Genomic DNA, 14,100 nt, shown 5'->3' on the forward strand with positions numbered 1-14,100 from the left:
CGTCGACAACCTCACCAGCGGCAAAAACCCAGGTTCGAAGGGCTACTTGGTCAAGTGCTTCCACCGCGGCCATCGCAGTGAACTCCGTGACACTGATCTCGTCAGTCTCGAACTGACCCGACTCGATAGTTCCATCGTACTCGCGTTGCCCAAAGGCACGGCGGCGATCTTCGCGACGTTCGTCATTCGTGAACTGAATCCCCCGGATCGAAATCATCGCCCGAGCGAGCGAGCACGAGAATGGGTCGAAGCTGTCTCGCGCCGGCGCTGACTACGTCTGTCGCTCGCGGCAGTCAGCGGACGAATGCTCGCGTCGGTCGTTCGCGACGAGGAGATCCTCTCCCCGGGACGCAACTGAAACTCGTCCGGACGACGGTTCCGGGTGCCGTTGGCGAGTCGCTCGCCGAGGCGGACATCCGTAACAGGACTAGATGTACCGTAGTCGCCGCCGAACGCAACGGTAGCGTTGTCACCAATCCTGGAGCGTCGTTCGTGATCGAATCTGGGGACGAACTCGTGGTGGCCGGGACCGACGAAAACATCAGTCGGTTCCATAGGCGGTTCGCGTCGTGACCCGCCACGAGGCGCTCGATCGGCTCCACCTGTCGAACGCGGCGACCCATTGGTCGTCGGTTTCGGGTCCGCCCTTCGTCTCAGGAATGTTTCCTCGCCTCGGTAGCAAGGGTCCGTCTTCCACCGTCGCCACCCGTGTGGCGGACGACCACTGCCGATATGTGTGAGCGGATGCAAGGTGCCCTATGGCGCCATCGCACGTCCTCGTCCCGCTTGACGGGTCGCCGCTGGCGGACGAGGCATTCGGGCAGGCGCTCGAACTCTTCGATTGTCAGGTGACTGTCCTGAACGTGGTGACACCGATCGACGCGGCGATGAGTGAGGGAGGGATTCTCGCACCCGGCGAGGATCGTCGCGAGAACGCACGTGACCGGGCCGACCGCGTCATCGAACGGGCGAGAGCACAGGCTACCGAGGCCGACCGAACGATCGAGACAGCGGTGGTCACTGGTGATCCGGCCGAGGCGATCCTGGGATACGTCGCCGCCAACGACGTTGACCACGTCGTGATGGGAGGGCATGGCGGGGAGCGGAGCGATATCTCTCGTCGGTTGCTCGGAACCGTGGCGACGAGCGTCGTCGGCGAGGCTCCCGTGTCCGTGACTGTCGTCCGCTGACCCGGTTCTCCTCACCCGCCGAGCACCGCGGCGAAGACCCTGTATAGCACGAACCCGACCACAGTAGAGACGGCGAGCGTAATGAGCCAAAACGCGAGGGTCACGCCGATTTTCCGGCGGGAGACGCCTGCCGAACCGCCGGCGAGCCCGCCGCCGATAACGCCGGAGATGATGATGTTGTTGAACGAGATAGGGATCCCCAGCGCGATGGCAAGTTGTGCGATGATGAACCCGGGAACCAGCGCGGCGATGGAGCGCCTGACCCCCAACTGCGCGTACTCGCGGGAGGTCGCTTGAAGCAACTTGGGCGCGCCCATCCACGCGCCCCCGAGGATACCGGTTGCGCCGAGCGCCAGTAGGACGATGCCGGGCAGCCCGAGCTCGGCCCCATACAGGTTCTCGAGCGGGCCGGTCGCCAACCCGACCTGACTGCCGCCACTGGAGAAGGCGACGACGCTCCCGAGGGCGATGAGGAACGTCCGGATGCCGTCCTCAACCGACGCCTGGGTCCGTCGGCGGATGAACCGGAACCCCGCCGCGGCGACCGCAAGCGTCACGAGCACCGCCAGGGGGTCGACCCCAGCGACCGTCGGTGTATCGACCTGTCGCGCGATGAACCCCGCGACGGAACTCTGAGTTGCGTCGGCCGGCGAGGGGATGACCCCCAGTTGGACGTTGGCGACGATGCCGCCGACGACCGCCGCGAGCACCGGCACGCCGACGGTCTCCGGGATGTCGTCGCGTCGGAGGAGAGTGGCGGTGAGATAGGCGAGCCCGCCCGAAACGGGAGGGACGAGCGTCCAGAAGAGTGCGATGCGGCGGTAGGTGTCGATAGCAGGGTCGCCACCGAGCGACACCCCGACGCCGACCATCGCTCCGGTAGTCGCGAACGCCGCCGGGACCGGATAGCCGGTGTAGATGCCGAAGGCCATGAACCCGGTCGCAGTCAGCAGCCCCGCCGTCGCCGCCAGCGACGTGATCTGGACGCCGTTGATGAGCCCTGCTCCGACCGTCTCGGAGATCGCCCCGCCCTGGGTGAGTGCGCCGAGCGCGGCGAGGATACCGATGAGAAAGGCCGCCTGCATCGTCGAGATAGCGTTGGCACCGATCGCCGGGGCGAACGGCGGCGAGTTGCTGTTAGCACCGAGCGCCCACGCCGTGGCGAGGCTAGTGAGTGTGGCCAGCACGACGAGCGCCCAGAAGACGGCTCCCGCCATGCTCAGAGCCCTCCATGGTCGGGAGGACGATCCATGTCTGTCATTTCGGGAAAGTCGGGGATAAACGTTCGTCCGATGGGTCCAACAGTAGAGACGCACCGTTTCCCGGAACGCTTTCACGGACTCCGGGTCCCACTCTTTCGAAGTGGATCTCGGTACGTGGAGATACGGTTACAGGAGGAGAGCGAAGAGAAGATACGATCCCACGACCGAAAGCGTCGGCGTGAGGATCCAGAGGATGACGATTCGACTTGTCGCTGCCGGGTCGAACAGACTCTCGGCGGTCAGTTCCTCAATGTCCTCCTCGCCGATCGGTGGGACAGACGGGGCGTCGTCGCGCTGATCCGCCGGGTCCGGGGCCTCTCCGGACGCGAGTTCGCCCACAGTCGGCCCTCCTGGTTTGTCATCCTCGGCCGAGGAGGTAGCGAGGGCGCTAGTAGTGAGATTCGGCCCTGGTTCGGTCTTGGACGGCGGCGCGGCCAGTTCCGTGAGTGTGACGGCGCGACTCGCCCGTCCCCAGCCGAGACCGATGATACAGCAGGTCGTGCTCACCGCGAGGCTCGCCGGAATGCCGTAGTACGAGAGGATGGTGATGATCGTCGCACCCACGGTTGAGACGATGAGCGCCGCCAGAATGGGGAGGTCCGTGATGTCGTCACCGACCGTCGCGAGGGTGCGCCTGGCGATAGTGAATCCGCCGAGGCTGATGGCGGCGACGGCGAGTAGCACACCTTGGTCGACAGTCACTGATCCGTTGCCGACGAGCGGGGCGACCGCGTTCGCAGCGTTCGAGGCCCCCGCGCTGAAGCCCATGTAACAGGCGATGCCGAGCACCAGCGCCGATCCGACGAGGTCACGCGGAGACGCGTTCCTGTTGATCCGGATGCGGGGGAACCGTCCAGAGCGGTCGACCTGGATCAACTGCCGTTCGAGGCGCGTAAACGACAGTCGAGCTTCGAGTTGTGGATAGACGTACCGTCCGATGATTGCACCGATAGTGAGTCCAATGAGCGGGGCGATGATCCACGCGGAGACGATCGTGAACATCAACGCCTCGTCGAGCGAGTCCGTTGCGAGCCCGAGCCCCACGATCGCCCCCACAGCCGTCATCGAGGTCGAGGCGGGGACGCCGTAGAGGTTCGAGACCAGCAGCGAGAGGCCGGTGAAAAACAGGACCCTGACGCCGGCCACTGGGGTGAACTGTGCGGCCGGCACGATTCCCTCGCTCATCGTCACGATGACGTTGCGGCCGACGGTCCACGCCCCCAGAAACGCGAACACGCTGAAGAGTGCTGCCGCGGTCACCTTTCTGACTAGCTTGCTCCCGACGGCCGGTCCGAAAGCGACGCCGGTCGACGACCCGCCGATGTTGAACCCGACGAACGCGGCGACGAGGAGACCGACGATGACCAGCAGAGAGACCATGAAGTCAGCCACACTGTTTCGGTTCCAGACACAATGGCCTATTCATTCGTATTCGGTGCTGTGGAGTGTTACTCTGCCCGTCCAACTCCGAACTAGCTTTCAAAGCGATCGCGATACGACTTGAATCGAGACGTATCCCCGTGATTTAGCCGTAGTGTCATTTCCCCGGTGAGTCCATTCCTTCTCCCCCTATCGGTTCAACAGCCGGCGGACCGTATTTAACCGACAGTTGTGAGACGCGAGAGTTCGTCATGGTTCGTGACGGAGTCCGCCGCTGACCTGCGCTTCGCGGGGTTCGAATTACGGGGATAGGTGGATCACTCGGCGTGTCGCTCGCGGCCGGACTCCATGCCGGACCGCATGAACGCTGCGAGGATCCGTCCGATGCTGGAGTCGCCGGTCCACATCGCTTCCTCACCGACCGGTTCGTCTTCCGTTTCGGCGGCGAGTAACACGGTGCGGTCGTCGATCATCAGCGCACGTCCGGCGAAGTCGGCGGGGTTGTCCTCGGACATAACGAAGACGTTCACGGGGCCGGACGCGAACCGACCGTCAAGTGAGTGGTCTGCGGTGACGACGGTGACGTCGACGTCGTCGCCGGCGGCCTCACGAAGCGCATCCGTGATGTCCGGCGTCATCGACTCGGCCGTCGGCGAGACGAAGACGACGGTGTGGTCGGCAGACCGAACCAGCGCGGCGATGCGGTCGTCGATCGGTTGCCGACCGCGGAGCACCGAGACGTCCCGTCCCTCGCCGTGGTCGGCCTCTGTTGCACGGAGTGATTCGAGGCGGTCGAACGCCCGCGCTGTCTCTCGTTCGAGGCGTTCGGTGAGGAGTTCGCGCGCCGTCGAGAGTGCAACCGGCCGGTACGCTTTCGGCGACGCTTCGACGACTTCGACGAGTCCCTGTTCGGCGAGGCTGTCGGCCGCTCCGTACACCTGCGACCGCGGGACCTCTGATAGCTGACTCACTTCCTGTGCGGTGCCACTCCCCAGTTTCTGGAGAGCGACGAACACCTGCGCCTCGTAGTTAGACAGCCCTAGCGTCCGCAACGCGTCGGTCGCCTCGCGCTCACTCATTAGTGTTCCTCAGGGGACGTTTGCCTCGATTTCCGTTGAGTCCTGCGATGCCGGTCGAACCCGCCCGACCCGTTGTCGATAAATATTGTAGAAATCTACAAACACTTAATAATGATGCGGAGAGATACACACGACTAACTAGTGATCACAGGTGAGCGAAAACGACTCTCAAACGCGGCGGACGTTCGGGCGACCACCGTGGCGTAGAACAGTGGTCTGAGTATGGCGGGGGATCTCTCGCAGTGGTACGCGGACACGATAACGACGTACAGCAAGTCCGTCATCATCGGCGTGTTGGTGGTGACGGGTGTGGTTGCGGCGGGGGCGGCGTTCGGCGGCGCGGGCGAGGAGGATATCGGCGGGTTCGACGTCGACGCGGAGGAGACGGACGCTCAGGAGTACGTCCGGAGCAACTACGGGGGCGACGACGGCGTCGCCGCGCAACTGGTCGTCCGAAACGAGAGCGGCGACGTACTCACTCGCGACTCGTTGCTGGCGGGATTGCGACTCCAGCAGGACATCAGGGCGAACGGGACACTTAACGAGACGCTATCCGAGCGGGGGTTCATCGGCATCGAAAACGTCGTCGCGACGGCGGCCGTCTACGAGGACCGCGGCGGTAGTGACAGTCAGTCGTCGAACACCGGCGGGAACGGATCGGCGACGAGCGGGAACGGCACCAGGACAGCAACGGCGGCCGGCGGCCAGCCGCCGACTGCCGCGCCGTCGCTGGCGACACAGATAGACGCGCTCGAATCCCGGGACGAGACAGAAGTCGAGCAGTTGCTGGCGGAGGTCCTTGACCCGGAGAGTGACGCGTTCGGAGAACAGGACCCCTACGAATTCCTGCCTCGGAGCTACGAGCCGGGAGAGACGGACGCCGAGGCACGGCTCACGCTCATCGCACAGACAGACGACACCGGAGAGAATGAAGACCCCCAGGCGGCCTACGATGCGCAGGTGGTCATCGACAGCATGGTTCAGGACCGGTTCGACGACGCGTTCGTGTTCGGCCAGGGCGTCCGCGACGACGCTTCCTCACGAGCGACGGGCGACAGCTTCGCGATCATCACGCCGTTCGCGCTCGTCCTCATCGTGCTGGTCCTCGCGATCACCTACCGTGACCTGCTGGATATCCTGCTGGCGTTTGCGGGCATCGGTGTCGTGCTGGTGTGGCTTCAGGGGATCATGGGCTGGCTCGCTATCCCGATGAACGTCATTCTCATCGCGGTCCCGTTCCTGCTCATCGGGCTGAGCATCGACTACGCGCTGCACGTCGTCATGCGCTACCGCGAGGCTCGGGAGGGCGAACTCGGTGTCGATGAAGAAGCCGACGACGGGGCTCGGAGCCGGGGCATCCGTGCTGCGATGGCGACCGGGTTCGGGAGCGTCGTGCTGGCACTCGCCGCGGCAACCGTCTCGACGGCCGTCGGGTTCGCCTCGAACGTTGTCAGTCCGTTGCCGGCCATCCGTGATTTCGCGGTCCTCAGCGCGGGTGGGATCTTCGCAACGTTCGTCGCCTTCGGCGTGTTCCTGCCGGCGCTGAAGATCGAAGTCGACGGGTTCATCGAAAACCGGGTCGGCTGGAATCGGCGAAAGAGCGCCTTCGGGGTCGAGAGCGGACGAGCGAACGCCGTTCTCGACCGACTTGCTGCCCTCTCCTTGCGGGCGCCGATCGCTATCGTTGTCGTCGCGGTCTTGCTGGCGTCGACGGGCGCGTACGGTGCGACGACCATCGACACGGAGTTCAACCAGGCCGACTTCCTCCCGCAGGACGCGCCCGAGTGGGCGCAGTACCTCCCGGGACCGCTGGCACCCGACAGCTACACTATCGCCGATGACTTCGAATATCTCAGCAACAACTTCCAGCTACGGGGTGACGACGGGCAGTCACAGGTACTGATACGCGGCAATGTAACCGACCCCGCCGTGCTGACGGCACTCGACAACGCGAGCGAGGGCGTCGCGGACGGGAGTTCGATTCAGGTCAGGCCCGACGGGAGGACGGCCGTCGAGGGCCCCCATACGGCGATCCGGGATGTCGCGGCAGACAACGAGACGGTCGCGGCGATAGTCGACGAGAACGACAGGGACGGCGACGGACTGCCCGATGATAACGTCTCGGCGGTGTACGCGGCGATGTTCGACGCCGACCGGGAGACGGCCCAGCAGGTCCTCAGCCGCGACGACAGCGGGACCGTCACCTCGGCACGGCTGCTGGTGTCTGTACGGGGTGACGAATCGGCACAGACCATCGCGGCGGACACTCGAACGTACGCCGACCGGATCGAAGCCGATGCGTCCGGTATCACCGCGGTGGCTACGGGCGGGACGGTCACGACGGCCGTGATCCAGGACGCTCTGCTGGAGACGCTCGTCGAGGCGTTCGCGGTGACGCTGGTCGTGATTCTGGTGTTCCTGACCGCCCTGTTCTGGGCGCGCTACCGGTCGCTATCGCTCGGTGCGCTGGTACTCGTGCCGGTCGTCGTCTCGCTGGCGTGGTTACTCGGCGCGATGTCGGTACTCGGCATCGCGTTCAACAGTGAGACGGCGGTGATCACGAGTCTCGCGATCGGACTCGGTGTCGACTACAGCATCCACGCCGGCGAACGGTTCGTCGACGAGCGGGAGAAACACGATACGCTTGATGCGGCCGTCCGGAGTACGCTCACCGGTACCGGCGGGACGCTGCTGGCGAGCGCTGCGACGACGGCGGCCGCGTTCGGCGTCCTCGCCTTCGCGCTCTCGCCGCCGCTGCAGCGGTTCGGTCTCGTGACCGGGCTGGCCATCCTTTTTGCCTTCGCTGCCGTCGTCACTATGCTCCCCAGCCTGCTGGTCCTCCGAGAGCGGGCCCGCTCGCGCTGGCGGTCCCGGCAGTGATAGCACTGGACGGACGCCACTCACACTGAGACACGACGCTTGGGCGTCGGTCCTTCGGTCGGTGACTCTACTCCTCGGCGAGTTCGACGTCCGCGATCTCGAACCTCGCCCCGCCTTCGTCGCTTTCGGTCACGCTGCTCACCCAGCCGTGGGCCTTGGCGATCTCTCCGACGATGGAGAGGCCGAACCCGATGCCTTCGTCCGATGTCGAGTACCCGCTCTCGAACACCTTCTCGCGTTCGTCCTCGGGGATCCCGGGGCCGTCGTCTGCGACGTAGAAGCCGGTGTCGCCGTCGAGATCGCCGATCGTAACGACCACGCTCTCGCCGCCGTGGTCGACGGCGTCGTCGGCCGCTGGCCGACTGCTGGCTGAACTGTGTTCAACGGCGTTTCGCACGAGGTTCTCCAGGAGTTGCTGGAGTCGGCTACGGTCGGCCCGGATCGTCCGGTCGGTGTCGGTGACGAGCGTCGCCCCGGGCGTTTCGACGTTCCGCCAGCAGGTTTCGCTGAGCGCCGCGAGATCGACCGCTTCCGTCTCACTTACCCGCTCGCCTTCCCGTGCGAGCGCCAGGATGTCGTCGACCAGCGCGCTCATCCGGTCTAGCGCCTGCGCCAGGTCGTCCAGATGTTCGCTTTCGCACTCCGTCCGAGCCAACTCGAGTCGTCCCTCGGCCACGTTCAACGGGTTCCGGAGGTCGTGGCTGACGATGCTTGCGAATCTCTCCAGCCGTTCGTTCTGCTGTTTGAGCCGATCCTGCGTCTTCTGGCGAGTGAGTTCGTAACTCACCCACTGGTTTATCAGGTCGACGACTGTGATTTCCCATTCGGAGAACTCGTCGGCTGGTCTCTCGTCGGCGAAACACAGCGTCCCGTACACGTCCCCTGCGGCGGTCACCGGCGTCCCGATGTAACAGGCGGCCTCCAGGAACTCGGCCCGCTCGCTCGACTCCGAGCTCTCTCGTTCGAGGTCCTCGATGACGACCGCCTCCTCGTTCCGCACCGTCCGTTCGCAAACCGTTTCGGAAAGCGACATCGAATGGCCGGGGTCCGGCGCTCCGGGGGGTCCTCGAATCGCCTCGATAACGTAGTTGTCGCCGTCGATGCGCGAGAAGGTCCCGTACGCCATACCGAGCGCGTCGCGACCGATCGAGAGCAGCTCGTCGACCTGTTCGGTAAACGACCGGTCCGCGTCAGCGGTTACCTCCTGTATCTCCTTGAGGACGTGCTCGCGTTCTCTCTGCTCGGTAATATCGCGGCCGGTCGCGACGATCGCCGTGACGCGACCGTCGGTATCGGTCACCGGATACACCATCCCGTCCATCACGACTCTTTCGCCGTCCGGTCCGTAGTGGTCGGCGTCGAATCGGATGACCTCGCCGTCGGCGGCGCGGTCGATCCGCTCCTGGATATCGGTCTGTAGCTCCGTCGAGTGATCCCACCACGATGTCTCCCAGAACGGCTCTCCGACGATCTCGTCGACCGGAACGTCGATGAAGTCTCGTGCCGGTTCGTTGGCCCGCCTGACCCGGCCGTCGGGATCTAGGATCCCAACGAACGAGACCGGGTTGTTGAAGACGGCCTCGAACTGCCGTTTCTGGCGTTTCAGATCGCGTTCGCGTTCCCGGCGCGCAGAGTCGCGTTCCCGGCGCGCGGAGATATCACGCCCGGGACCCGCGAGGCCGATGCGATCCCCGGCGGAATCAGTCGGGCGTGCGCCGGCGGATCTGTACGGGTCGCGGTCGCCGTCCGCGGAGAGTGATTCTGCTTCGCCGGTCGTCTCATCCGTCGTCAACGTCCGCTTCGAGTGATACGCCTCGACGGCGTTCGAGATCTGATTGCCGAGTAGTTCGTACTGTTGCGTGCCGGACTGCTTCTGGAGATAGTCGGTAACGCCCGCCGAGATCGCATCGCTGGCAACTTCCTCGTTGCCTTTGCCCGTGAACAGAATGAACGGCAGATCCGGGTACTCGTCGCGGACGGCTTCGAGAAACTCGATACCGTTCGTCACCGGCATCTCGTAGTCGCTAACGATGCAATCGATTTCCTCGGTGAGTCGGTCCAGTCCGTCGGTCGCGCTCGTCGCCGTTTCGACGGTAAACCGGTCGTCCTCGCGTTCGAGAAAGGTCGCTGTTAGGTCTGCAAACTTCGGATCGTCGTCAACGTGGAGGATCCGAATTGAGCCACTCATCACACTAGTGTTCAAGCGCGATCACAAAACCATTGTGACAGCTCGAACTGCCGGCGTTGCGTCTACGAGCAACGACCTCCGGCTTTTTCGTCTCTCACCGTTCTTCAGAATTCCTTTCAGAGGAGTCAACTGTTGCCGACAGAAGACAATCGTCACCGACTGTTCTCGCCCGCGCCGAGAACTGCGGCCCCGCCCGCCAGCAACAGCACGCTGGCAAGCACCCAATGCGGGTCCCAGTGTGCCGTCCCGTGGACGACGTGGTGCAGTTCGAGCACGTAGTGGTCAACGGTGCCGTCGAAGAGGTTGAACAGCCCTGCGCCGACAAGTGCGCTTCCGACGAGTCGTCGCGGCGACAGCGGCTCGTCGGAACGGTTGGCCGTCCCCCACGCGACGGCCGAACCGGCCACCGTGACGGCGAGCATCGCCAGCGCGAACGCGCCATCCCAGAACACGTTCCACTGAAGTCCGGACAGCGTCCCCGGGTCGCGGTAGTTCGACAGCAGGTGGTGGGTCCCCAGGAGATGATGGAAGACGAGAACGTCGAGGACCCCACCGAGGCCGAATCCGGCGACGGCCCCGCCGAACACGAGTCTGCCTCGCTCGCCCATCAGTCCAGTCCCATGCGCTCGTACTGGCTGTCGGGCGCATCGTAGTCGTCTAGCGCGTCGACGAGGAGGCCGCGCATCCGCTCCGTCTGGTCGCTCGCTCCATCGTCGCCGCTCGTCTCGTCCGTGCCCGGATCGGCCCCCGCGGCGAGGTTCTCTGTCTGTTCGGGGTCGGCCTCCGTGTCGAACAGCAGGGGAGCCTCGTTCTGCTGGGTCGACGGCGCGTCGTACCGCCACACCGGCGAGTCGGTGTACGGCAGGAACGGACCGGCCTCGGCGTCCGTTTTCGGCTGTCGCGGCACGGCGAACTGCCGCGCGTTCATCATCTCGGTGGAGAAGCAGTCCGTCGGCTCGTCGGGGTCACAGGGGTGCATGTAGGTGTAGCGCCCGTCAGTGACGTTGACCGAGGTTCCCCAGTAGCCGTACAGCGCGTAGTCGCGGTGGTCCTCGGCGTCGCCGCGGATCAGCGGCGCGAGGCTTCGACTGTGGGTTCCGTCGGGCACTGTCGCGTCCATCGCCTCCAGAACCGTGGCGTAGAGGTCGACGGCGGACGTGAGCGCGTCGACGCGTTCGCCGGTCCGGGGGCTGTCCGGATGCCAGACGAAAAGCGGCGTGTTGGCGAGGACGTCGTAACACGGCGGTTCGTTCTTCCCGACCCAGCCGTGGTCGCCGAGGAAAAAGCCGTGGTCGCTGGTGACGATCACCGCCGTGTCGTCCCAGCGGTCGCCCTCGTCCAGGGCGTCCATGACGCGGCCGAACCAGCGGTCGACCATCGTCACCTTCCCGGCGAACTGCGCGCGGACGAAGTCGAGTTCCTGTTCGGACAGTTCACTCTGTCCCTCGTCGACCGGGCCGTAGTAGGGCCAGAACGGCAGGTCCGGGTCAGCCGGGTCCTCGTCGGTGTACATCGAGGCGTACGGCTCCGGACAGTGGAACGGTTCGTGTACGTCGAAGCTGTCGACGTAGCAGAACCACTGGTCCCAGTCGTCGTGGTCGCCGACCCACTCTGCCGTCCGCGAAAGCACGCGCGGGCCGAAGAAGTTCTCCTCGTCGGCGTCCGGGTCGCCGAGACCCAGCGCCTCGGCGTTGCGGGCGTAGTTCGTCCGGTTCACGTAGCCGACGCCGTGGGGCGGGTCCGTCTCGGGATCCGCGGACTGGCGATACAGGCGCTCGTCCGGGTCTCGCGGTGCAGTGCGCCAGGCGTCGTACTCGTGCCCGCGGAGGAAATCGAAGCCGTTGAAGTCCTCGTAGTAGCCGTGGCTGCCGTGCTGGAAGTAGTGGAAGTGGTCCGTGATCAGGTGCGTCAGCGCTCCTGCCTCTCGGGTCAGTTCCGCCAGCGAGTCGTCGTAGGCCTCCATCGGCCCCCACGGACGCCAGAGGAACTCCTGAACGCCGGCCAGCCACTCCCGGCGGGCGGGCATGCACGGGAGACTCCCCGCGTAGTGGTTGTCGAAGGTGATCGCCTTCTCGGCGAAGCGGTCCAGATTGTCCGTCTCCACGCCGTAGTCGAGACAGCGCGGCGTGTCGCGATACGCCGTGAGAAAGTCCCGGCGGAGGCTATCGATAGAGAGCAACAGGACGTTCATCGCTGGTCGAGTATCGCCTCGTGGTCCGACCCCGTTTCCACCGTTCCGTCGACGACGAGAAACGAGTCCCGATAACACCGGCCGCAGTGGTCGAGACAGGACGCCTCCCGCGTATCGTCTCTGTCAGTAAGCAGGCGTCTCGTCCGCTCGTCGACGTTGTTCAGGCAGTACTCGATCACAGTGACGACGGTTCACGCCCGGAAGTAAAACGGTACTTACCAACTCGCTACGGGCGGCCGGGTTTCCGGCCCGAACGTCACTGCAGGTAGCCGAGTTGCTCTAACTGGGCCTTGCGGTCGCCCTCGATAGCGACGTCGGCGTCGGTGTCGGCCGACTCGAACGAGCGGAGCCAGTCGTCGAGAACCGTTTCCATCGAGTCGGCTCGCTCCGGGCGCTGTCGGACGAGGTCGTTCGTCTCCCCCGGGTCGTCGACGACGTCGTACAGCTGGCGCGACCCGTCTGACCCGCGGACGAACTTGAACTCCGACGAGCGGACGGCCCGGAGCGAGCGGTCGTACTCGTACACGTGCGCCGGCAGGTCGTCGACGTGTTCCTCCAGCGCCTCCATCGACGGTTGCGGTTGGACGTACTCCGCGAACACGTACTCGTGGCGTTCGGCGTCGGCGTCCGGATGAAACGACTGCCCCTGGAACTCCCGGCGCGCCGTCGTCGCCGGGACGTCGGCGGCGTCCAGCAGCGTCGGCGCGACATCGGCGAGGCTGACCAGACGGTCGTCCTCTCCCCGGCCGTCGAACGCGCCCCCGCTGGCGACGAGTGGGACGTGCAACAGCGTGTCGTAGAGGCAGTACTGGTGGTCCATCAGACCGTGTTCGCCGAGGTTCTCCCCGTGATCGCCGACGAGAACGAAGACTGTGTCGTCCCACTCTCCCGCGGCTTTCAGGGCGTCCCGAACCCTGCCGACGTGTTCGTCGAGGTACGCTATCTCCGCCCGGTAGAGCGCCCGCAGGACCGTCAGGTCACGGTCGCTCAGTTCGAGAGTTCCGGCGAGATACTCCCAGGGCTCTTGGGGCACGTCCATCGCCTCCGCGTAGGAGACGCCGTCAGGCAGGAACCGCTCGGCCAGTCGCTTCGGCGGGCGATACTCCAGATGCGGTTCGAGGTAGTTGGCGAACAGGAAAAACGGGTCGTCGCCGTCCCGCTCACCGACCCAGTTCTCGATCCAGTCGGTCGCGCGTTCGGCCCCTTCGTCGCCGCGCTCTCGGACGAGCGTCCGGTAGACGGCGTTGGCGGCGTTCGTCAGCGGGTTGCCGTCGAACAGCTTCCGCCCGACGGCCCGGACTCGGCTCTCCTCGGTGACCTCGACCAGTTCGCCCATCGCCGTCTCCGACTGCACGAACTGCCAAGTCTGGTGGAACTCGTCGAACCCGCGGGCGAACCCGCCTTCCTGGCTGACCCAGGTGTTCCCCGACACTCCGGCGGTATCGTAGCCGGCAGACCGGAACAGTTCCGGCAGCGTCGGGTACCGGTCTTCCAGCCGTTCGTGTCCAGCGTGCGCGCCGTGTTTCGACGGGTACGTTCCAGTGAACAGCGACCCATGCGAGGGGAGCGTCCACGGTGCAGGCGAGATGGCCTGCGTGAACGTCGTCCCCTTACTCCCAAGTTCGGTGATGTTCGGTGCCACTTCCGCAGTCAGTGCATCGTCGTATCTCGTCGTGTCCGCGACGACGAGCACTACGTTTGTCCCCCCACCCATTTCGTTATCAGATATGAGAATCACACGGTTAATATTTTTGCCACGTGCCAGATATCGGGTACGACGCCTGTGATTATCAGTTAATAATATATCTGATATGGGTGCCGGGGGGTGATTTCGCGTCGCTCTGTCCGTCGTCGGCGCGTCTGAGAACATATCGGCGCGGAGAGGGACCCGGGAAATCGGCGATTAATCGGCGTCTCAGGCCGCGACAGC

11 protein-coding genes are annotated in these 14,100 nt (G+C 65.0%); 3 read left to right on the forward strand and 8 right to left on the reverse strand.

Annotation, left to right across the window (positions count from 1 at the left end; all coding sequences use genetic code 11):
• The first annotated feature begins 240 nt into the window (after positions 1 to 240).
• Together SM753_RS10645 and SM753_RS10650 are read left to right on the forward strand one after the other, a co-directional pair.
• Positions 241 to 573, forward strand: coding sequence for a TrkA C-terminal domain-containing protein (locus SM753_RS10645; RefSeq protein WP_323191584.1), 333 nt, complete (start codon positions 241 to 243; stop codon positions 571 to 573).
• 185 nt (positions 574 to 758) lie between these two features.
• Positions 759 to 1,190, forward strand: a complete 432-nt coding sequence (locus tag SM753_RS10650; RefSeq protein ID WP_323191585.1) for a universal stress protein — start codon at positions 759 to 761, stop codon at positions 1,188 to 1,190.
• Positions 1,191 to 1,201: 11 nt separating this feature from the next.
• Here SM753_RS10650 and SM753_RS10655 read toward each other — a convergent pair whose 3' ends face one another.
• The 3 genes from SM753_RS10655 to SM753_RS10665 form a co-directional block, all read right to left on the reverse strand.
• Positions 1,202 to 2,407 (reverse strand): inorganic phosphate transporter, encoded by a 1,206-nt coding sequence (locus tag SM753_RS10655; RefSeq protein ID WP_323191586.1) that lies wholly within the window; start codon positions 2,405 to 2,407, stop codon positions 1,202 to 1,204.
• 171 nt (positions 2,408 to 2,578) lie between these two features.
• Positions 2,579 to 3,832 carry an inorganic phosphate transporter gene (locus SM753_RS10660; protein WP_323192077.1) on the reverse strand — a complete coding sequence of 418 codons (1,254 nt, stop codon included), beginning with the start codon at positions 3,830 to 3,832 and terminating at the stop codon, positions 2,579 to 2,581.
• 317 nt (positions 3,833 to 4,149) lie between these two features.
• On the reverse strand, positions 4,150 to 4,911 hold the full coding sequence (locus SM753_RS10665; RefSeq protein ID WP_323191587.1) for a helix-turn-helix domain-containing protein: 762 nt from the start codon (positions 4,909 to 4,911) through the stop codon (positions 4,150 to 4,152).
• A 222-nt stretch (positions 4,912 to 5,133) separates the two neighbouring features.
• On the opposite strand from SM753_RS10665, the gene SM753_RS10670 reads away from it, so the two are divergent.
• Positions 5,134 to 7,791 carry an MMPL family transporter gene (locus SM753_RS10670; RefSeq protein ID WP_323191588.1) on the forward strand — a complete coding sequence of 886 codons (2,658 nt, stop codon included), beginning with the start codon at positions 5,134 to 5,136 and terminating at the stop codon, positions 7,789 to 7,791.
• A gap of 67 nt (positions 7,792 to 7,858) precedes the next feature.
• Here the strand turns inward: SM753_RS10670 and SM753_RS10675 are convergent, their stop codons facing one another.
• The 5 genes from SM753_RS10675 to SM753_RS10695 all read right to left on the reverse strand — a co-directional run bounded on the left by SM753_RS10675 (position 7,859) and on the right by SM753_RS10695 (position 13,884).
• Positions 7,859 to 9,979 carry a PAS domain-containing protein gene (locus SM753_RS10675; protein ID WP_323191589.1) on the reverse strand — a complete coding sequence of 707 codons (2,121 nt, stop codon included), beginning with the start codon at positions 9,977 to 9,979 and terminating at the stop codon, positions 7,859 to 7,861.
• Positions 9,980 to 10,131: 152 nt separating this feature from the next.
• A complete protein-coding gene (locus SM753_RS10680; RefSeq protein WP_323191590.1) occupies positions 10,132 to 10,587 on the reverse strand; it encodes a DUF2243 domain-containing protein in 456 nt (151 codons plus the stop codon).
• The gene (locus SM753_RS10685; RefSeq protein WP_323191591.1) at positions 10,587 to 12,170 is read right to left on the reverse strand and encodes a sulfatase; all 1,584 of its coding nucleotides are present in this window, start codon (positions 12,168 to 12,170) and stop codon (positions 10,587 to 10,589) included. Before SM753_RS10685 ends, SM753_RS10680 begins: the two co-directional genes overlap by 1 nt.
• Positions 12,167 to 12,349 carry a DUF1450 domain-containing protein gene (locus SM753_RS10690; RefSeq protein ID WP_135533868.1) on the reverse strand — a complete coding sequence of 61 codons (183 nt, stop codon included), beginning with the start codon at positions 12,347 to 12,349 and terminating at the stop codon, positions 12,167 to 12,169. Before SM753_RS10690 ends, SM753_RS10685 begins: the two co-directional genes overlap by 4 nt.
• A gap of 77 nt (positions 12,350 to 12,426) precedes the next feature.
• Positions 12,427 to 13,884 (reverse strand): sulfatase, encoded by a 1,458-nt coding sequence (locus tag SM753_RS10695; protein WP_323191592.1) that lies wholly within the window; start codon positions 13,882 to 13,884, stop codon positions 12,427 to 12,429.
• Positions 13,885 to 14,100: the final 216 nt, after the last annotated feature.

The sequence above is a fragment of the Halostella sp. PRR32 genome, from assembly GCF_034808085.1.
GTDB classification, from domain to species: domain Archaea; phylum Halobacteriota; class Halobacteria; order Halobacteriales; family Natronoarchaeaceae; genus Halostella; species Halostella pelagica.